Genomic DNA, 19,092 nt, shown 5'->3' with positions numbered 1-19,092 from the left:
CGGTCCGGCGCCGCCGATTGCCCACCTCGCGGCGACGCGCAGAGACCACCTCCGAACCTGCCAGAAGTGTTGGGGCGGCGCAAGATAGCGCCGGGCAGCGGACGGGCTACTCGGCGACCGCCCGTAACGCCATGTCCAACCGGGGATAGCATCCCACCCGCGCGTAGGCATCGGTCAGATCGAACGCCCGTTGGGTCGGCCGGGTCGACACCACCACCGCGAACCGGCGCCAGCCGTCGTCCGCTCGCTCGGCGGCGCGCACCAGCACGTCGACCCCGGCGAAGCCGAGGAAGGCCACCTCGCTCATGTCCACCACGACCGCGGCGGCGCATTCACTGTCGCGCACGACGCGATCCAGCATCGGCGCGGTGGCCAGGTCGAGTTCACCGATCACGGACAGCAGGCGCAGGCCCGGCCGCGGCGTCTCGCCCCGAATACGCAGCTGCCCATGCGAGAACACGCCGGACCTGGCTGGTGGGTGGTTGTGTGAGAGCAGTCGTCGGGACATTCGCGGCCGCCGCGGACTCACTTGATTCGCCATGCACAACGCTCCGGGTCAGCGCCGAACGGGCTTGCCGCGCAGCGTGATCGGGTGTAGCCCCGACCCGGGCCCCGCCGAAGCGGGCATGCTCGAGACACCGGCTACCGTTGGCTCGTGTCTGAACCTGTCCGCAAACGTACCCGCGTCCGCGTTCGCACACAAGAGCGACCGGTCAGCATCGGCGCCGAGCCCGCCGATGTCAATGCTTGACTCATTCCAGAAGACCGGCAAGACTTCAGGCGTGCCAACGGCCACCGAATTCCAGCAGATGCTGCGCGGAGTTTCGTTGCGCGTGACCGCGCCGCGGGTCGCGGTGTTGAGCGCGGTGCACGAACATCCGCACGCCGACACGGATTCGATCATCCGCGCCGTGCGCGCCCGCCTGTCCGCGGTCTCGCACCAGGCGGTCTACGACTCGCTGCACACCCTCACCGCCGCAGGCCTGATCCGGTGCATCCAGCCGTCCGGCCTGGTGGCCCGCTATGAGACGCGGATCGGCGACAACCACCATCACGTCGTCTGCCGTACCTGCGGGGCCATCGCCGACGTCGACTGCGCGATCGGCGAGGCACCCTGCTTGACCGCGTCCGATGACAGCGGCTTCGTGATCGACGAGGCCGAGGTCATCTACTGGGGCTTATGCCCCGATTGTGCGGCCGCACAGGCCGCCGCCGTCCGTCCCTGATCTCAGCCCGCATCACAATTCAGGAAGGAATGTCGTGACCTCCGACAGCCGCCCGCCCAATCCCGACACCGAGACTCGCAGCGAAAGCGAGAGCGAGAACCCGGCGATCCCGTCCCCCACGGTCAAGACCGACCAGCGCCCGCACACCAACTCCGACTGGTGGCCGGAGCAGATCGACGTGTCGGTGCTGCACGCCCATTCGCCGAAGGGCAACCCGCTCGGCGCGGACTTCGACTACGCCGCGGAGTTCGCCAAGCTCGATGTCGAGGCGCTCAAGGCCGATGTGGCGGCGGTGCTGACCGATTCGCAGGACTGGTGGCCGGCCGACTACGGCAACTACGGCGGCCTGTTCATCCGGATGAGCTGGCACGCGGCCGGCACCTACCGGATCGCCGACGGCCGCGGCGGTGGCGGTCAGGGCGCGCAGCGGTTCGCGCCGCTCAACAGCTGGCCGGACAACGCGAACCTGGACAAGGCGCGCAGGCTGCTGTGGCCGGTCAAGCAGAAGTACGGCAACAAGATCTCCTGGGCCGACCTGCTGGTGTTCGCCGGCAACGTCGCGCTCGACTCGATGGGCTTCCAGACCTTCGGCTTCGGCTTCGGCCGCCCCGACATCTGGGAGCCGGAGGAGATCTTCTGGGGTCCGGAGGACACCTGGCTCGGCGACGAGCGCTACAGCGGCGACCGGGAACTGTCCGGCCCGCTCGGGGCCGTGCAGATGGGCCTGATCTACGTGAACCCGGAGGGCCCGAACGGTCAGCCCGATCCGGTGGCCTCCGCGCGCGACATCCGGGAAACGTTCGGCCGCATGGCGATGAACGACGAGGAGACCGCCGCGCTGATCGTCGGCGGGCACAGCTTCGGCAAGACGCACGGCGCGGGCAACCCCGACCTGGTCGGCGCCGAGCCCGAGGGCGCGCCGATCGAGCAGCAGGGCCTGGGCTGGAAGAGCGCCTACGGCACCGGCAAGGGCAAGGACGCCATCACCAGCGGGCTCGAGGTCGTCTGGACGTCGACCCCGACCCAGTGGGGCAACGGCTTCCTGCAGAACCTGTACGGCTACGAGTGGGAGCTGACCAAGAGCCCCGCCGGCGCGTGGCAGTGGAAGCCGAAGGACGACGCGGGCGCGGGGACCATCCCCGATCCGTTCGGCGGTCCCGGCCGCACCCCGACCATGCTCACCTCGGACCTGGCCCTGCGCGAGGATCCGATCTACCGGGAGATCACCCAGCGCTGGCTGGAGCACCCGGAGGAGCTGTCCGAGGCGTTCGCCAAGGCCTGGTACAAGCTGTTGCACCGGGACATGGGCCCGGTCAGCCGCTACCTCGGGCCGTGGGTGCCGGAGCCGCAGCTGTGGCAGGACCCGGTGCCTGCGGTCGATCACGCGCTGATCGACGAGCAGGACATCGCGGCGCTGAAGAGCAAGGTGCTCGAGTCCGGCCTGTCGGTTCCGCAGCTGGTCAAGACCGCGTGGTCGTCGGCGGCGAGCTTCCGCAGCACGGACAAGCGCGGCGGCGCCAACGGCGCCCGCATCCGGCTCGAGCCGCAGCGGAGCTGGGAGGTCAACGAGCCCGCCGAACTGGCCAAGGTGCTGCCCGTGCTGGAGCAGATCCAGCAGGACTTCAACGGCTCCGCGTCCGGTGGCAAGAAGGTCTCGCTGGCCGACCTGATCATCCTCGCGGGTTCCGCGGCGGTGGAGAAGGCGGCCAAGGACGCGGGCCACGAGGTCACGGTCCCGTTCGCGCCCGGTCGCACTGACGCGACGCAGGAGAACACCGACGTGGAGTCGTTCGCGGTGCTCGAACCGCGGGCCGACGGTTTCCGCAACTACGTGCGGGCCGGCGAGAAGGCTCCGCTGGAGCGGCTGCTGCTGGAGCGGGCGTACCTGCTCGACGTGACCGCGCCGGAACTGACCGTGCTGATCGGCGGCCTGCGCGCCCTCGGCGCCAACTACGGCGGCACCGAGCACGGCGTATTCACCGACCGCCCGGGTACCTTGACGAACGACTTCTTCGTCAACCTGCTCGACCAGAACACCGAGTGGAAGGCCTCGGAGTCGGCGGAGAACGTGTACCAGGGTTACGACCGCACCGGTAACACCACCTGGACCGCGACCGCCAACGACCTCGTCTTCGGCTCGCACTCGGTGCTGCGCGCGATCGCCGAGGTCTACGCCCAGCAGGACTCCGGGGCGAAGTTCGTCGACGACTTCGTCGCGGCGTGGGTCAAGGTCGTCAACAACGATCGCTTCGACCTCAGCTGATCGAGCTTCCCGCACAGGACAACTCAGGCCGGCCCCAGCGGGCCGGCCTGAGTTGTCTTCTCGGCGATCAGCGGGGTGGGCGGAGAAACTTCAACGCGGCCTTCATGATCGGGCCCGGGACGCGGTCGCGCATGGTCAACGCCGCTGCGGCGGCTTTGCTTCTGGCTTCGGTGCCACGACCGAATACCTTGTTCAATGGGCCACCCGAGGGTTCCAGGTCGACATGCAACGGTGGCCTGCCTTCGGCCGCACCGAGCGCGTGCGAGATGACGACGCGCTGGATCTCGCTGGTGCCTTCGAAAATGGTGTACAGCTTGGCATCCCGATACCACTTCGCCACCGGATGGTCGCTGATATACCCCCAGCCGCCGAGGGTCTGGATCGCGCGTTCGGTGGCCCGCACGGCCACCTCGCTGGCGGCCAGCTTCGACATCGAGCCTTCGCCGCGCTCGAATGGCACGCCGTTGGCGGCCATCCAGGACGCGCGCCAGGTCAGCAGCCGGGCGGCGTCGATCTGGGTGGCCAGGTCGGCGATCGGGAACGCGATGCCCTGGTTGTCCAGGATCGGCGCGCCGAAGGCTTCCCGTCGCTTCGCGTAGCCGGTCATGTATTCCAGTGCGGCCCTGGCGATTCCGAGTGCCTGCGCGGCGACCATCGGCCGGGTCTGTTCGAACGTGCCGAGGGTGACCGAACCGGACCGGCCGCCGCTGCGGACGGCATCGCGTCGTTCGGCCAGCGTGTGTTCGAGCTTGTCCACGCCGCCAAGCAGGTTCTCCATCGGCACCCGGACGCGGTCGAACTTCAACTCCGCGGTGTGCGAGGCCCGGCAGCCCAGTTTGTCGAGCTTGCGCACCAGCTCCAATCCCGGTGTGCCGCCGGGCACTACGAACAGGGCCTGACCGCGATGCCCCAGTTCCTCGTCCACGACCGCGTTCACCACGTGCACGGTGGCGATGCCGCCGTTGCCGATCCACATCTTGTGCCCGTCGATGATCCAGTCGTCCCCGTCGCGCACCGCCCGCGTGCGCAGATTACGCACATCGCTGCCGCCCTCCGGCTCGGAGATCGCGAGCGCCGCGAGCTTCAGATCTCCCGGCGTGCCGAAACACTCGGGCGCCCAGCGCAACATCTGCTCCGGCGTGGCGGCCTGCCCGATCGCCGACAGGGCCAGCGCGGGCATCACGATCGCCAATCCGATGCCCGCACAACCCCAGAACAACTCCTCCATGAACATCGGCAGCGACAACCCCGTCGGATCCCCGATCAGATCCCGATAGAACAGCGGACTATAGAACCCCCGCTCCGCCGCCTCCTCCAGCACCGGCCACGGAAACTCCTGCGCCCGGTCATACTCCGCCGCCACCGGCCGAATACACCCCTCCGCGAACTCATGCGCCCGCCGCGCCAAGTCATGCTGCGCCGCCGTCGGTGTCAAATCGAAAGTCACGTTCCGGCGATACCCCGACGCGAGCGAACGACACCCTAGCTCGCGAAGTTCGCAACCAGCCGGTGTTTCTCGCGATGGCGACAGAGCCGTGCCGACGTCACCGCAGCGGCGAACAACCTATCCCGAGGTTGCTCGAAAGACGTGGCAGAGCACCCGCGTGACGAGTTCGCCGAGGTCGAGGTCGCTGGTGTCCAGCACGGTCACGTCGGGTCGTGGTTGCAGGAAGTCACTGACTGCCGCATCAGCCGCGTCCCGTTCGGCCGCGGCACCGGCCCCTTCGCCCGTGCGGACCCGCAGTGCTCGCGCTTGCGCGTCGGCGATGAGCAGTATTTTGACGTCGGCGTCCGGCACGACAACGGTGGTTGTATCGCGACCATCGATAACGACTCCGCCGTAGGTCGATTCGGCGTAACGCACGATTTCCCGCTGGCGTGCGTTCATGGCCGCACGCACCTCCGCGTGGCGAGCAACCGCGGACACCGCGCGACTCACGGTGGAGGTCTTCAGCTGATCCGATACATCCCGGCCCGCCAACGAGATCGCGGTGATGCCACGGTCCAGCGACACACCGACAGGATAGGTCCGCGCAGCGGTCTCCGTCACGCCGCCGGCATTGTCGAGCGCGATTCGCTGACGGACACACCACAGTGCAAGTGCCCGATACAGCAACCCCGCGTTAAAGTAGGGGAGCTGAAGTCGTTGCGACACAGCGGTGCACACTGAGGACTTACCCGTGGCGACTCCTCCGTCAATCGCGACGACGAGGCGGCCGGGAACGCGACGTGGTTGAATTCCCACAGACGAATTGTAGATTCGCAGTCACGTCTTGCCCCGAAAACAGGACGGCGGGGTCCGGTTGGGAGTCGCCATCCACCAAACGCTCCCCTGCTACGCTTTGCCATCATCGAAACCCCAGACGGTAGGACGTCAGCCATGCCGAGTTCCGATCCCGCGGTTATCATGGGCCCGCTCTCGCCGCAACAGATGCTGCTGCCGTTAGACAGCCCATATGAATCCGTACGGTCGGATTATTCGATGCCACTGAGTGATTCGCCTACTCGAGACCCGGCGTGCTTGTTCTGTCGTCACGCAGATCCTTCGGTGAACACCGTCGTGCGACGGCGCGGCACCATGTACGCCCGCTGGGACAACTTCCCCGCCAGTCTCGGGCATGTCGAAATAGTTCCGTTCCGCCATATTCTTTCGTTCTTCGACATGAATGAAAGGGAAACGCGGGATCTACACATCCTGGCGCAATCGATGCGCGATACGTTGACCACCCTGTATCGACCCGATGGATTCACGATAGGCGTCAACGACGGATCAGCCGCCGGCCGCACAGTGCCGCACCTACATATGCACATAATCCCACGTTGGCATGGAGATGTTCCGGATCCGCGCGGGGGAATTCGGCACGTATTCCCCGACTGCGACCCGGACTCGTGGAGTTAGCCGCTCGCCGGCTTGATCGCGATCGCCAAAAGCCATTCGCTTCGGGAGGGTCCCGTCACCACGATTCGCTCGAACCCGGCCGCCGACAACCAATCGGTCAGCTCCTGCTTACTGGTGTAAGTGAAGAGCCTTCCGTCCGCACGGCGCTCGCTGCCGACTCCTTCCTTCATGCTCACACCGATCGGAGCACCCGGGAGCAGCATCTCGAAGCACTGCAGTAGAACTGGAGGGATCTGCTCTTTTCGCAGATGCAGCAAACTCCCACAGGCCCATATCCCACCGATCGTGCACGCCGCCAATGGCAGTGCCAGCAGGTCGGCATTGATACCGCGAACTCGTTCCGCAGGGCCTGCGGCGCCGACGCATCGCCGGAGCAGCGCAAGGCTGGCATCCACCGCGATCACCGTATGCCCCGCCTCGGAGATCAGCCGCGCATCCCGACCAGCACCTGAGCCGAGGTCGACGACGACCGCATCGCTGCGCAACAGGTGGGCAAACGCCAACAAATCCTGTTCAAGACCGTCGAAGAACTCGAACGAATCGGTTCGCGCTATGTAGTGTTCGGCGAATCGTTCATACCAAGCGAGAGTGTCCCGGTCCATATCACATCTCTTCGAATCCGTGTGCCTGCATCCGTAACGCCAACTCGTTCAACAACTCCGGCACCTCCGAAGACGCGAGTACCGCGTACTGCCCTTTGGCATCGAGGCTCAAGCAGCCACGAAAGTCGTGATTGTCGTCACGGATCGGCGAAGCGAAAACCGCACCCCGGTGGCGAACCCGCAAAAATTCATCCCAATTCAATCCCATCACCGCCGCTTCTCCGCCCATTGCCCGCACAGAATTGAAGTCGGCCTCGGTTGTCACTCGCCCGGCCAGTTCTTCTACGTCGAACGACGTCTCGGTATTCTGCTCCCAGCACATGCCGACGACCCCCTGCCCGAGCTTCGGCTCGAACTTGCGCAGAACAACATTCCCGCCCAACCGATACGTCGCGACCCGCCTGAGTCGCTTCGTCCCGAGGAACCACCCCGACCGTTTCACCTGCCACGCATGCAAGCCGAGATCCTCGAATCGAAATCCGACGATCACCCGGTCGGCCTCACGGATCATTCTGCCGAACTGCACCAATACCTCGCGTTCGAGTTGGGTGCGCTGATGCACCAGACTTCGCTGCGCTCGCGCGGCGAAGGGTCCCAATGTGAAGACCGCCGCAACGATCAGTAACGCCGGTATCAATCCGGGGAGATGGCCTGTGAGGTCATCCCATAGCGACTGCTCAGGGAAACCTTGACTCTTTGCGCCCAGCGTCGCCAGCGCCACCGTCGCGATCCCCTTGTCCCAAGCAGTGGCGGTCCTCGATCTCATCTTCCCTACCCACCAATCTCCGAGCACCTGGCAACCTCTACCCACACGCGCGGGCGCGAATGCTACCCCAGTGGAAGTGACCGGCGCCACAGGGCGACCGGACTGTTTGCTCCACAGCTACGACACGCGGCCACATGACTTGTCAATTCCCATAGCGCCCAACACTTTTCGCCGACACAATCGACAATCTGCTGTTACCCTCGTCGGGTGGGGACAGCTGGAACCTGTGACAGATCGGATCTGTGCGCGGAGTTTTCCGGGGCCGCGGATACCGAGTTCTCTCGCACGTATTTTCCGATCGTCCGACGGCACTTGGCCGAGACCGCCGACAGCGTGGCGATCGTCGACCTGTCTCCCCTGGTCGTCGGACACGTGCTGGCCTGTCCGCGCAGGCACTATTACAGCGCCGCGCAAACGCTAGCCGATCCCCAATCTGACTTCCGAGTGTTTCTGGAAAGGTTCCTGAACAGATATGCGGACATTTTCGGCGACTTCACCGTGCTCGAGCACGGATCGACGCCGACGATGCCGACCACGTGTATCAGTCACGCCCATCTACATATACTTCCGCTCGCTTTGGAACCAATAATCGGACGGATGGTCAGCGACGGGTTGCCGCTGTCCCTACTGGACGGTTGGCAGGAAGTCGCCGATTTGTGCATCGATGAGTCTCCGTACTATCTTGCCGCAGACGGGAAACGATTCTTTGTCGCCCGAACCCAGCAACGCATGATCAGCCAATATCTCAGAGTGGTTGCTGGAGCGAGCATCTCAGTGCCGTCCGAAGAATGCGACTGGGCGGTCGTAGTTCGACGCGAGATCTTCCATCAGACATTACAGTGCTGGGCGGTTGGCGCCGCCGCTAAAGGAGCAATGCTGTGACCATGCAGGCGTTGAGGTCGGAAACTCCACTCGACGAGCCGTCCAAGATCGCTGAAATTATCGTGCCGGCGATGGGCGCAGAGGCGCTGAGTGCCGACCTTGCCAACGGAGCGAGGGCGAAGCTGCTACTGGGCGCCGGCGCACAAGACGACTGCGCGGCGTTCCGCCTCGATGGTTCCCAAATTCTGGTTGCCGGAACAGATTATGTTCGCGGTCCCAAGTTCAGTCTTTACGAGAAAGGGTTCATTACAAACTACGACATCGGCTGGTACCTCGCCGGTGCCAACATCAGTGACGTGGCGGCAATGGGCGCGATCCCGCTCGGACTCCTGTCGGTCGTACGATATCCCAAGGACCTCCGTGACAGCGATTTCACCGAACTGATCGAAGGAATACGAGACGGCGCCAGGTCTGCCGGAGCGCTCAATGTCGGCGGCGACATAGGTAGTGCCGAAAGAATCATCCTGTCGGCCAGTGCGTTCGGCGTCGTGGAGCCCGCGAACTTGCTCACGCGGACGGGCGCCAGACCAGACCAGGTGCTCTGTGTCACCGGGCCGACCGGACTCGCGGGCAGCGCTATGAAGCTCGCCAACAATGGCGACGATATCGCTCGCGACGAATACTCCGCCCTGCTGGCAAAGTGGCAGCGCGTCACTCCCCGAGTGACACACGGCCGAATCTTCGCACGCAACCCCGCGGTCACCGCCTGCATCGACACCTCCGACGGCCTCAAAGGCGCGGTCGAGACCCTCGCTCATGCCAGCGGGGTGTCCGTCGTCGTCGAAGAGAACCGTCTGCCGATCGACGACGCTGTACGCCGGGCCGCCACGCGCTTGAACGTCGATGTGCTCGACCTGGTCTTCGGCGACTCCGTCGACTTCGAACTTGCCGTTACGGTCGACGGGGACGCGGTGAGCACACTGTCCCAGCAGTGCGCTCAGGCCGGTCTCGATCTGCATGTCATCGGTCGAGTCGACGCAGGATCCGGTGCCGCTCTGCTCCGTGCCAACGCAACTACGGATATTCCCGGCGCTTCATGGCGGCACACCTGAACATTGTGTGCACCGCATTATTATCACGCGTGCATTCCAGGTCGCCATTCCGCGCAGATCGACCGGCAGCGTTACGAATCCGAACTGCCCGACTTCCTGGACACCTTCTGTTCGACCTCGGCCACGTGGACGAAATGGGCGGCCGTCGCTGCTCGGTGGTCGAAATGTGAACCCTCGAGGTCGAGTTCGGGGAGTAGGCGGGTGAGGCGGTTCGGGAGCCACCAGGCCGAGCGGCCGAGGACCAGGATGGCCGCGGGCACCAGGGTGAGCCGGACGACGAACGCGTCGATCAGGACGCCGACGGCGAGCGTGAATCCGAGGGCCTGCACGATCTGGTCCTGGGACCACGCGAACCCGCCGAACACGGCGACCATGATGGCCGCGGCGGCCACGATGACCCGCGCACTACGCGAGTAGCCACTGGTCACCGCCGGGGCGGGCGCTGCGCCGCCGCGTCGTTCCTCGCTGATCCGGGTGGTCAGGAACACCTGATAGTCCATGGCCAGCCCGTAGAGGACACCGGTGACCAGGATCGGCAGCACGCAGATCAGCGGCCCCGGCTGGTCGACGCTGAATACCGCGGCCAGCCAACCCCATTGGATCACCGCCGTCGCACAGCCCAGCGCCGCGCCCACCGTCAGCAGGAAGCCGGCCGCCGCGATCAGCGGCACGAATATCGAGCGGAAGAACACGGTGAGCAGCACCAGCGTCAACGCGACGACGATGGACAGATAGATCGGCAGCGAATCCCCGAGCTTCCTGGACGTATCGATCGCCAGGGCGACATCCCCGGTGACCGAGACCCGAGCGCCGCTGTCCGCCAGCGCCTCCGGCGCGGTGCCCCGAATCCGGTCGACCAGATCCCTGGTGGCCCGGCTGGACGGCCCGGTCGCCGGGATCACCGTGATGATCGACAGATCGTTCCCGGCGTCGAACTGCGGCGGCAACACCGCGACCACGCCGGGCAGCGTCTGAAGTCGTTGCGCGATCCGCGAACTCGCGTGCACCGGATCGGCGGCCTGGTCCAGATCGACGCAGACGATCAGCGGGCCGTTGACCCCCGCGACGAACCCGGAGGTGAGAATATCGGCGGCCCGGTGCCGTCCGAAGCTCGGCGGCGTCGTTTCATCGTTGGGCAACCCGGTGGCCATGCTGCCGATCGGCACCGCGAGCAGGCCGAGCAGCCCCACACAGACCACGATGACCGCCACCGGAAAACGGTGGACGAACCGAATCCAGCGCCCGTCCCGGCCGCGAGATGTCGCGTCCGGCAGCACATTCGGGGAGATCCGCCCGTCCGCGATACCGAGCAGCGCGGGTACCAGGGTCAGCGCGACCAGCACCGCGACCGCGACCGCGATCGACGCCGCCAAGCCCATCCCGCTGAGGAACGGAATCCCGACCACGGCCAGGCTGGCCAGCGCGATCAACACCGTGGCCCCGGCGACCACGACGGCGCTGCCCGCGGTCGCCACGCTGCGGCCCGCCGCCTCCGCGCGGGTGGGGCCGCCGGCCAGCTCCGCTCGATACCGGGACAGGATCAGCAGGGCGTAGTCGATGCCCACCGCGAGGCCGATCATCGTCGCGAGAACCGGTGCGGTCAGGTGCAATTCGACGACCGAACTGGTCACCATGATGACGAAGGTGACGACGCCGACGCCGACGATCGCGGTCAGCATGTTCACCCCCGCCACCAGCACGGCGCGGAAGGTCGCGGTGAGGATCACCAGCGCGATGACCAGCCCGATCAATTCGAGCGGGGACGTCGGTATCGGCTCTTCCCGTGCGGTGCCGCCGATCTCGACGACCAGACCGGCGTCGCGCAGCGGCGCCACCGCCCGATCCAGCCCGGTCCGGTCCGCGGCGGTCAGCTCGCCGGAGGTGATGTCGTAGGTCACCACCAGCATGGCGACCCGCCCGTCGAGCGAGATTCCCCGGTTCTGCGGATCGAGCGGGCTGCGCACGGACGCGACATGATCGAGCGCACCGATCGCGCCGACCGCCTGACCGATCGCGCCCGCGCCCGCGGGGCTCGTCACCCGCTCCCCTGTCGGCGCCTGTATCGCCACCCGCGCGGTCGCTCCCCCCGCATTGGCCTGCGGCATCCGGGTTTTGATCAACTCGATGCTCGACTGCGCCTCCGTGCCGGGGACGACGAAGGTGTTGGTCGGCGTGCCGCCGTGCAGCAGCGCGAGCACACCCGTCGCGATCAGCAGGAGCAGCCACCCCGACACGACGGCCCACCGACGCCGGAAACACGATGCGCCGAGGGTGTACAGCAGGCGGGCCATAAGCGTGCTCCTAAGGATGAGTCGGATCGGCGTCGCGGCGAGCGGGCAGGACCGCGTAGTTGCGCACCGCTCGGGCGGCGAGGGTGTCGGCCAGTCGCGGGCGCAGCAGCACGCCCGCGACGATCACGGCCAGCGGCAACAGGCTCAGCGGATCGGCAGGCGGGGTCAGCGCCTCGGTGCTGTCCCGGTACGTCCCGCGCTTGGCCAGCGCCGCCCTCAGTTCACCGAGCACCGCGCGCCGCCGGCCCGTCGCGGCGGCGACGCCGAGACTGATCGCGGCCAGACTGTGCGTGCGCACTCCCGGCCTGCCGATCTGCGTTCCGGCGGGCAGGCTGTCTCCGCGCGCCAGCCGGACGCCCAGCACCGGCAGGTCGACACCGCTGGCGGCCGCGTTGAACGGTTCGACCGTGCGCGGATTGCACTCGATGTACTGCGGCACGCCGTCCTCGTGGAAGTAGTCCATGGTCAGCCCGCCGTGCCAGGCCAGCGCGTCACCGAGCAACGCGATGTGCTTGCGCGGCAACTCGTGATCGACGCTGACCCGCGCCGCCGCGCTGCCGCCGATCCCGGTCGCCCGCTGCTCGGAGGTGTGCACGGCGGCCAGCCTGCCGTGCTCGAACATGCCCTGCACCTGCGCGTACTCGCCGTGGGCGAGCCGTTGCGCGAGCAGCGGGCCGCGCTGCGCGAGATCGCGCGGCGCCCGTGCCCGGCTGCGATCGTCGGTCACCAGGCGCACGCCGTTGCCCGCGGTGCCGAACGCGGCCTTGACGTAGTAGGGGTAGTCGAACGACTGCCGGTCCTCGGTCAGCCGCACCCAGTCGGGTTGCGGCAGGCCGAGATCGTCGGCGAGCCGGGCGAATTCGAGCTTGCTCGCCACGCGCGCCACGCTCGCCGCCGGCGGGATCGCCAACGGCAGGTCGGCCGGGAACAGCGCAGGCCGGTCCGCGAACAGCACCACATCCTCGTGCGTCGACAGCACGGCATCGAACGCGCGCGCCCGGGTCACCGCGGCCAGCGCCCTGGCGAATCCCTCGGGATCGGCGCCCGCGGCCGGGCCGCGGTGCACCCGGTCCAGCCACACGCTCCAGCGGCCGAGGGCAAAGCCATTGGCGGACAACGCTTCCAGGTGATACCCCGCCGGGCCGAGCACGGAAAGCAACTCGCGGGCGGTAAGGCTGGACACTTCGGTCAATAGCACCCGCACCGGTGCTGCGTGGCCCCGGACTGGTGACGGCATATGATCCCCATCTGACGTTTCGTGCGCCGGTGGTACGATTCTCGCCAGTATTCGATACCAACGAGTATCGACTGGCAGGAGGTTGGTGTCAATGCCACGACCGGAAATTCGGCGTCGATTGAGTTCCGCGGAGATGCGCAGCCGGATCCTGGCCGCCGCGGCGGCCGAGTTCGCCCGCAACGGCTTCGATCGGACCAGCCTCGACGAGGTCGCCGCGGCCGCCGGCTTCACCAAAGGTGCGGTGTATTCCCGGTTTTCGAGCAAGGACGAGCTGTTCTTCGCGTTGCTCGAGGAGCAGGTGATCGGCCGGATCGCCGCCGCGAAGACCGCGCTGGAGCGGTCGATGGACGATGCCGGCGGCACCCATCCGGCCGCGGCGATCGGCAGGCAGATCAACGACGCGCTGGTTTCCGAGCAGGACTGGCAGATCCTGTTCGTCGAATTCTGGTTACGCGTAGTCCGCGATCCGCGGATCGCCGAGCAGTTCCGCGCGCTGCGCCGCCAGCTGCGCCAGACCATCGCCGACTTCGTCGAGGCAGAAGCGTTGCGGCGCAACCTGACCCTGCGGATCAGCCCCTACGAGATGGGGATCGTCGCGCTCGCGCTGTCGAACGGGTTGTCCATCGAGGAGATCCCCGACCAGGGCACAGTGCAGAGCGATCTGTTCGGCCGCATCCTGCAGCTGGCCTGCGCCCCGGACGGGGAAGACGTCAGCCCAGCGTCGTGAAGCCGCCGCCGGTGTAGGTCGCCTTCGCCGCGTAACGTTGCAGCTTTCCACTGGAGGTCAGCGGAAGCGTGCTCGCTTCGACGAGCACGACGTCGCTGGGCCGCAGCCCGTGCTTCTCCCCGACCGCGGCCCGGACGGCCCGGTCGATCTCGCTCGCGCGAACCTGCTTGACCCCGGCCGCGTTGTCGTCGACGTCGTCCACCACCTGCCAGCCTCGATCGATCTCGGCCACCACCACGATCCCCGCGTTCGCCGCACCGTCGACCTGGAAGGCGACGCACCGGTCCAGCCGGAGCGCGTCGTGACTGGCCATCACCGTCGCCTCGATGTCCGTCGGATAGTGGTTGTGCCCGTCGACGATGATCAGATCCTTCAGCCTGCCGGTCACGTACAGCTCGTCGTCGAGCAGGAAGCCGAGATCGCCGGTCCGCAGGAAACTCCCGTCGCGGTCGGGGAGCCGGACACCGAACGACTCCGCCGACAGCTCGGGTGCCGCCCAATAGCCTTGGCCGACACTGTCTCCGGCAATGCAGATCTCGCCGATCTGCCCGTCGGGCGGGGTGCGCAGCGTCTCGGGGTCGACGATCGCCATGGTGAACCCGGCGTTGGTCCGGCCGCTCGACACGATCTCGCGCCCGTCGGCCTCGTCCGGTACGAAGCGGTGCGCGGCCAGCTGTTCCGGATCCGCCTTCAGTGTGCGCACGCCGCTGCCCAGCGGACCGCCGGTGACGAACAGCGTCGCCTCGGCGAGGCCGTAGCAGGGGAACAACGAGCGCGCGTCCAGCCCGGCGGGGGCGAAGTGCGCGGCAAACTTGGCCATGGCGGCGGGGCGGATGGGCTCCGCGCCGCACAGCGCGATCTTCAGGTGCGACAGATCGAACTGGGCCACCCGCTCGGCCGAAACCCGCTGCACCGCAAGCGCGTAGGCGAAGTTCGGTGCGGCGGTGATCACCGCCCGATACTTGGCCAGCGCGGCGATCCAGCGGACCGGCTGCTGGACGAACGACAGCGGCGACATCTTGACGATGGTGGAGTCGCTGAAGATCGGCTGCGTGACCGCGGAGAGCAGGCCCATGTCGTGATAGGTCGGCAACCAGGACACGCCCCAGCTCTGCCTGCTGAGCTCGGCGTTGTCGCGCACCAGCGCGTTGTTGCTCAGCACATTGCGGTGGGTGAGCACGACGCCCTTCGGCTGACCGGTCGAGCCCGAGGAGTACTGCAGATAGGCCACCGAATCGGCCGCGATCGCCGGCAACTCGATAGCGGTCGCCGCGCCGCGGTCGATGGTGTCGGTGGCGAGGGTCTCCAGTCCGGCGAATCCCTCGAATCCGGCTGGGATCGCGGCCAATTGGGCCGCGATGTCGGAGGTGGTCAGCATCAGCTGCGCGCCGGCGTTGGCCCGGATGGCGGCCAGCCGGGCCAATGAGCTCTCCAGCTTGCTGATCTGCGGCGGCGCGACCGGCACCGCGATGATGCCCGCGTAGAGGCAGCCGTAGAACGCCTCGACGAAGTCCAGGCCGGGCGCGTACAGCAGCAGCGCCCGATCGCCTTGGCGCGCAACGGTACCGAGCCGGGCGGCGATGGCGCGCGCGGCGGTGTCGACCGCGGCGTAGGTCAGCGTCGACGTCTCGTTCTCACCGTCGCCGAGGAAGATGAACCTGGTGTCGTCGGGTTGCCGCAGCGCCCTGGCGGTCAGCAGCTCGACCAGCGTGGTGGCGGCGGCGCAGTCCGGATCGTCGACTCGGCTTGCGCGGCCGGTGTTTTGCAGTTCGATAGTCATTGCGTGGCACTCCTGGAGCGGTCGAGAGGTTCGGCTCGAGCGGTTTCGGCCCGAATCAGTTTGCGCGCGATATGGTCGAGCACACTTGCTCTTTGCGAGACGACGAAGAAATGGCCGCCCGCGACGAGCCGCACGCCGACCGGCCCGGCGGTGCAGTCGCGCCACCCCGACAGCTCACTCGGCGATACCTTCGGATCCGCGGTGCCGCCGAACACCGTGACCGGCAGGTCGAGCGGCGGGCCCGGCCGGTACCGGTAGGTCTCGTTCACCGCGAAATCCGCACGCAGCAGCGTGAACAGATTCGCCCGCAGCGTGTCGTCCGCCAGCACCTGTTCGGGCGTTCCGCCGAGACTCCTTACGACGTCGGCGAATTCGGCCTCGTCCGCCTCGTGGATGAGCGGCACCTGCGCGGGGACCTGCGGCGCCCGCCTGCCCGAGACGAACAGATGCGTGGGCCTCGGGTGCCCCTCCGCGCACAGCCTGCGGGCCAGCTCGTAGGCGATGAGCGCGCCCATGCTGTGCCCGAACAGCGCGAACGGCGTACGCCACTGCCCCCTCATCGCCTCGAGCAGGTCGTCGACCAGCGGATGCACATCCTCGAACGGCCGGTCCCTGAACCGCATTTCCCGTCCCGGCGGTTGCAGGGGCACCACCGAGATCTCCGGCGGCAGCGCGCGGCGCCAGTCGAGAAACCCGGACGCGCCCGCCCCCGCGTGCGGCAGGCAATACAGCGTCACCTGCCCCGCGGGCGTCGCCGGCGCGGGATAGGGCACCCACGGCGACGTCACGGCGGTCGACATCCCTACACCCCCGGGCCGGTGACGAGCTTCAGGTACTCCGGCGGCTCGGGCGGCGCCGCCAGCGGAGCACCGAGCAGCTGCACGCCGTCCCGCTCGCCGAGTTCCTCGAAACCCGCGAAACGGTAAGTGACGTACATGATCCGGTTGCGTCCCGTCGGCACGAACTCGGCGATCAGGCGGGCACCGTTCCGTTGCGCCAGTCGGACCGTGTGGTTGAGCAACACCGTGCCCACCCCGCGCGACATCACCCGGCACGACATCAGCAGCAGCTCGAGCTTCCATTCGCGCTCGCCCAATTCCACCGAGGCGAGCCCGATTTGGCCGTACGTGCCGTAGACGTCCGTCAACTCGGCCATCAGCAGCAGGTGCCGATCCGAATCGCTTCGGTCGGCCAGCTCCTGCGCCGAGTACATGATGCCGGTGGAATTCAGCTGATTCGTCCGGACCACCAGCTCCTCGGCGCGGCCGAGGTCCTTGCGCTGCGCACGGCTGATGGTGAACTCCATGCCGAGGGTGGCCAGAAACTTCTCACTGTTCCCGGTGAACTCCGCCTCGGCCTTGGTCCGGTCGATGCTCGCGAGGTACATGGCCCGGCGGGCGGCGGAGTCCTCGGTGATGTACTTCGGCGTGAATTCCGGCCGGGACGCGAGCTCGCCCGCGTGCACGGCGTCGATGCACAGCACGCCGGGGTGCGCGAACGCGACCTCCTCGCGTTCGAACGGCTGGTCGTCGACGAACGCCAGCGCGTCGATGCCGATGTTCAGCGATGTCGCGATCTTGGCCACCGCCTCGGACTTGGCGTCCCAGCCGATCTGTGGGTACAGGAAGTATTGTGCGACACCGAGTTCGGTGAGCTTGGCCATGGTGGTCTCGTAGTCGTTGCGGCTGGCGACCGAATGCAGGATCCCCCGCTGGTCCAGGGTGACGATCGTGTCGACCACCTCCGGCCGCAGCCGCACCTGGTCGCCGTCCTCGAGCAGGATGCCCTCCCACAGTGTGTGGTCCAGGTCCCACACTACGCATTTGATCGTTGACGTGCGCGTCGATTCCGGTGCGCTCTGTGCACTCATCCGGGTGTCCTTTGCGAGTTACTGTTCATCGATCGGAACGATGCGGGCCCGGTTCTGGCACGCGTCGGCGGAAATGAGCACGTGCTGCAATTGCGTGCTGCCCTCGATGATTTCCATGACCTTGGCGTCGCGCAGGTAGCGGGCGACGGGGTAGGCGTCGCTGCATCCGAGCGCGCCGTGCAACTGCACCGCGTCGTTCGCGGCGGCCACCGCACCGGTCGCGGCGAACTGTTTGGCGATGCAGGTGGCCATGATGGTGTCGGGGTCGCCCTGGTCCTTCAACAACCCAGCCTGCCAGACCAGCAGCCTGGCCGCCCTGGTGCTGGTCGCCATGGTCGAGATCATCTGCTGGATCAGCTGATGCTCGCGCAGCAGCGCCCCGCCCTGGGTGCGCGAATTCGCGTAGCTCACACAGGCTTCCAGACATGCCTGCAGGATGCCGACCGAGCCGGCGGCGACGCTGAACCGGCCGATGTCGAGCACATTCGTGGCGAGCGCCAGACCCATCCCCTCGGCGCCGAGGAGCGCGTCGGGGCCGACGTGGCAATCCTCGAAGGTGATCTCGGCCAGTTGGCTGCCGCGGGTGCCCATGATCTCGGGCACGGCGATCTGGTGCACTCCCGGCTGATCCGCCGACACGAAGAACGCGGACGGTCCCTTGTCGGTGCGGGCGAAGACCAGGAACACATCGGCCAGTTGCCCGCCGGTGACCCACAGCTTGTGCCCGTTGAGCAGGTACCCGTCGCCGTCGCGGGCGGCGAAGGTGCGCAACGCGGTGAAGTCGCTGCCCGCGTGCGGTTCGGTCAGGCAGAACGCACCGAGGCGTTTGCCGGAAACCATTGCCGCCGACCATTGTTCGCGCAGAGCCGGGCTACCCCAGCGATCCAACGCGTACAGCGCCATGCTGTGCACGGTGAGCAGGCTGCGCATCGAGGAGCAGCCGCGGCCGACCTCCTCGTGCAGCTCGGCGAACATCCGCATACCCCGGCCGGTGCCGCCGGCCCGCTCGGGCAGCACCGCGCCCCAGAACCCGTGTGCGCCGAACTCGTGCAGCACGTCGGCCCGGACCCGGCTGACCCGGTCGAACTCGGCGGCGTGCGGCACGACGACGCGGTCGACCACGGCGCGGAAACCCGCCCTGGTGTGCCGGTCGGCCAGGTCCGGCTCGAGGCCGGCGACCAGGGTCATGCCGACCTCTCCGCCGGCGTCGCGGTCCGGGCCAGCAGCCGGGAGACCAGCGCGGTCATCGAGTCGATCGTGCGGAAGTTGTCCAGCCGGACCTCGTCGTTCGGAATGCGGTCGCCGATGTTCTTCTCGATGAACATGACCAGTTCCATCGCGAACAGCGAATTGACGAAACCGCTTTCGAAGATGTCCCGGTCGTCGGCGATCATGCCGTCGGGAAAGCGGCGGGCGGTGAAGTTACGGATTTCCGTGCGTGCGTCGGTGAACATGATGTGCGATCTCCCAGTTGTTTCGTTCGGTAGTGGCGTCCAA

18 protein-coding genes are annotated in these 19,092 nt (G+C 67.2%); 6 read left to right on the top strand and 12 right to left on the bottom strand.

Going from position 1 to position 19,092, the window contains the following annotated elements:
* Positions 1 to 106: 106 nt before the first annotated feature.
* A complete protein-coding gene (locus ACFQ9K_RS17715; RefSeq protein ID WP_378715680.1) occupies positions 107 to 460 on the bottom strand; it encodes an STAS domain-containing protein in 354 nt (117 codons plus the stop codon).
* Positions 461 to 809: 349 nt separating this feature from the next.
* On the opposite strand from ACFQ9K_RS17715, the gene ACFQ9K_RS17710 reads away from it, so the two are divergent.
* Both ACFQ9K_RS17710 and katG read left to right on the top strand, forming a co-directional pair.
* Positions 810 to 1,226, top strand: a complete 417-nt coding sequence (locus tag ACFQ9K_RS17710) for a Fur family transcriptional regulator (RefSeq protein WP_378715697.1) — start codon at positions 810 to 812, stop codon at positions 1,224 to 1,226.
* Positions 1,227 to 1,260: 34 nt separating this feature from the next.
* The gene (gene katG, locus ACFQ9K_RS17705; protein WP_378715682.1) at positions 1,261 to 3,489 is read left to right on the top strand and encodes a catalase/peroxidase HPI; all 2,229 of its coding nucleotides are present in this window, start codon (positions 1,261 to 1,263) and stop codon (positions 3,487 to 3,489) included.
* A gap of 67 nt (positions 3,490 to 3,556) precedes the next feature.
* Here the strand turns inward: katG and ACFQ9K_RS17700 are convergent, their stop codons facing one another.
* The gene (locus ACFQ9K_RS17700) at positions 3,557 to 4,936 is read right to left on the bottom strand and encodes an acyl-CoA dehydrogenase family protein (RefSeq protein WP_378715683.1); all 1,380 of its coding nucleotides are present in this window, start codon (positions 4,934 to 4,936) and stop codon (positions 3,557 to 3,559) included.
* 117 nt (positions 4,937 to 5,053) lie between these two features.
* Positions 5,054 to 5,734: a (d)CMP kinase gene (locus ACFQ9K_RS17695; protein ID WP_378715686.1), complete on the bottom strand. Its 681-nt coding sequence runs from the start codon at positions 5,732 to 5,734 to the stop codon at positions 5,054 to 5,056.
* Positions 5,735 to 5,869: 135 nt separating this feature from the next.
* Between ACFQ9K_RS17695 and ACFQ9K_RS17690 the strand changes: the two genes are divergently transcribed.
* The gene (locus tag ACFQ9K_RS17690) at positions 5,870 to 6,388 is read left to right on the top strand and encodes an HIT domain-containing protein (RefSeq protein ID WP_378983351.1); all 519 of its coding nucleotides are present in this window, start codon (positions 5,870 to 5,872) and stop codon (positions 6,386 to 6,388) included.
* On the opposite strand, the gene ACFQ9K_RS17685 is transcribed toward ACFQ9K_RS17690, so the two are convergent.
* Both ACFQ9K_RS17685 and ACFQ9K_RS17680 read right to left on the bottom strand, forming a co-directional pair.
* On the bottom strand, positions 6,385 to 6,990 hold the full coding sequence (locus ACFQ9K_RS17685) for a methyltransferase domain-containing protein (protein ID WP_378715687.1): 606 nt from the start codon (positions 6,988 to 6,990) through the stop codon (positions 6,385 to 6,387). The two genes, ACFQ9K_RS17690 and ACFQ9K_RS17685, sit on opposite strands and share 4 nt — an antisense overlap.
* A gap of 1 nt (position 6,991) precedes the next feature.
* Positions 6,992 to 7,711: a hypothetical protein gene (locus tag ACFQ9K_RS17680; RefSeq protein WP_378715689.1), complete on the bottom strand. Its 720-nt coding sequence runs from the start codon at positions 7,709 to 7,711 to the stop codon at positions 6,992 to 6,994.
* A gap of 357 nt (positions 7,712 to 8,068) precedes the next feature.
* Between ACFQ9K_RS17680 and ACFQ9K_RS17675 the strand changes: the two genes are divergently transcribed.
* Positions 8,069 to 8,638, top strand: coding sequence for a hypothetical protein (locus ACFQ9K_RS17675; protein ID WP_378715691.1), 570 nt, complete (start codon positions 8,069 to 8,071; stop codon positions 8,636 to 8,638).
* 2 nt (positions 8,639 to 8,640) lie between these two features.
* Entirely contained in the window at positions 8,641 to 9,690 is a 1,050-nt protein-coding gene (thiL, locus tag ACFQ9K_RS17670) for a thiamine-phosphate kinase (RefSeq protein ID WP_378715703.1), read from the top strand.
* 71 nt (positions 9,691 to 9,761) lie between these two features.
* Here the strand turns inward: thiL and ACFQ9K_RS17665 are convergent, their stop codons facing one another.
* Positions 9,762 to 11,981 carry an MMPL family transporter gene (locus tag ACFQ9K_RS17665; protein WP_378983348.1) on the bottom strand — a complete coding sequence of 740 codons (2,220 nt, stop codon included), beginning with the start codon at positions 11,979 to 11,981 and terminating at the stop codon, positions 9,762 to 9,764.
* A gap of 10 nt (positions 11,982 to 11,991) precedes the next feature.
* Entirely contained in the window at positions 11,992 to 13,164 is a 1,173-nt protein-coding gene (locus tag ACFQ9K_RS17660; RefSeq protein WP_378723395.1) for a hypothetical protein, read from the bottom strand.
* 145 nt (positions 13,165 to 13,309) lie between these two features.
* Here ACFQ9K_RS17660 and ACFQ9K_RS17655 point away from each other — a divergent pair, with 145 nt between their 5' ends.
* Positions 13,310 to 13,945: a TetR/AcrR family transcriptional regulator gene (locus ACFQ9K_RS17655; RefSeq protein WP_378723396.1), complete on the top strand. Its 636-nt coding sequence runs from the start codon at positions 13,310 to 13,312 to the stop codon at positions 13,943 to 13,945.
* Here the strand turns inward: ACFQ9K_RS17655 and ACFQ9K_RS17650 are convergent.
* Genes ACFQ9K_RS17650 through ACFQ9K_RS17630 form a run of 5 tightly spaced genes read right to left on the bottom strand, consistent with a single transcriptional unit; the run spans position 13,929 to position 19,049 of the window.
* A complete protein-coding gene (locus ACFQ9K_RS17650) occupies positions 13,929 to 15,725 on the bottom strand; it encodes a fatty acyl-AMP ligase (protein WP_378723397.1) in 1,797 nt (598 codons plus the stop codon). The genes ACFQ9K_RS17655 and ACFQ9K_RS17650 overlap by 17 nt on opposite strands.
* Entirely contained in the window at positions 15,722 to 16,525 is an 804-nt protein-coding gene (locus ACFQ9K_RS17645; RefSeq protein WP_378723399.1) for a thioesterase II family protein, read from the bottom strand. Before ACFQ9K_RS17645 ends, ACFQ9K_RS17650 begins: the two co-directional genes overlap by 4 nt.
* A gap of 2 nt (positions 16,526 to 16,527) precedes the next feature.
* Positions 16,528 to 17,595, bottom strand: a complete 1,068-nt coding sequence (locus tag ACFQ9K_RS17640; protein WP_378723401.1) for an HAD-IIIC family phosphatase — start codon at positions 17,593 to 17,595, stop codon at positions 16,528 to 16,530.
* Between the two features lie 18 nt (positions 17,596 to 17,613).
* Positions 17,614 to 18,783 (bottom strand): acyl-CoA dehydrogenase family protein, encoded by a 1,170-nt coding sequence (locus tag ACFQ9K_RS17635; protein ID WP_378723402.1) that lies wholly within the window; start codon positions 18,781 to 18,783, stop codon positions 17,614 to 17,616.
* Entirely contained in the window at positions 18,780 to 19,049 is a 270-nt protein-coding gene (locus ACFQ9K_RS17630; protein ID WP_150401156.1) for an acyl carrier protein, read from the bottom strand. Before ACFQ9K_RS17630 ends, ACFQ9K_RS17635 begins: the two co-directional genes overlap by 4 nt.
* Between the last annotated feature and the right edge of the window lie 43 nt (positions 19,050 to 19,092).

This window comes from Nocardia sp. NPDC056564, assembly GCF_042793755.1.
GTDB lineage: Bacteria > Actinomycetota > Actinomycetes > Mycobacteriales > Mycobacteriaceae > Nocardia.
This window is presented reverse-complemented; position numbering and strand designations above follow the sequence as displayed.

Excerpts from the sequence above, each read along its gene's own strand:
- thiL (WP_378715703.1), top strand. The coding sequence starts at position 8,641 with ATGCAGGCGTTGAGGTCGGAAACTCCACTCGACGAGCCGTCCAAGATC.
- ACFQ9K_RS17655 (WP_378723396.1), top strand. The coding sequence starts at position 13,310 with ATGCCACGACCGGAAATTCGGCGTCGATTGAGTTCCGCGGAGATGCGC.
- ACFQ9K_RS17645 (WP_378723399.1), bottom strand. The coding sequence starts at position 16,525 with ATGTCGACCGCCGTGACGTCGCCGTGGGTGCCCTATCCCGCGCCGGCG.
- ACFQ9K_RS17685 (WP_378715687.1), bottom strand. The coding sequence starts at position 6,990 with ATGGACCGGGACACTCTCGCTTGGTATGAACGATTCGCCGAACACTAC.
- ACFQ9K_RS17630 (WP_150401156.1), bottom strand. The coding sequence starts at position 19,049 with ATGTTCACCGACGCACGCACGGAAATCCGTAACTTCACCGCCCGCCGC.
- ACFQ9K_RS17640 (WP_378723401.1), bottom strand. The coding sequence starts at position 17,595 with ATGAGTGCACAGAGCGCACCGGAATCGACGCGCACGTCAACGATCAAA.
- ACFQ9K_RS17650 (WP_378723397.1), bottom strand. The coding sequence starts at position 15,725 with ATGACTATCGAACTGCAAAACACCGGCCGCGCAAGCCGAGTCGACGAT.
- ACFQ9K_RS17690 (WP_378983351.1), top strand. The coding sequence starts at position 5,870 with ATGCCGAGTTCCGATCCCGCGGTTATCATGGGCCCGCTCTCGCCGCAA.
- ACFQ9K_RS17665 (WP_378983348.1), bottom strand. The coding sequence starts at position 11,981 with ATGGCCCGCCTGCTGTACACCCTCGGCGCATCGTGTTTCCGGCGTCGG.
- ACFQ9K_RS17710 (WP_378715697.1), top strand. The coding sequence starts at position 810 with ATGCTGCGCGGAGTTTCGTTGCGCGTGACCGCGCCGCGGGTCGCGGTG.
- ACFQ9K_RS17635 (WP_378723402.1), bottom strand. The coding sequence starts at position 18,783 with ATGACCCTGGTCGCCGGCCTCGAGCCGGACCTGGCCGACCGGCACACC.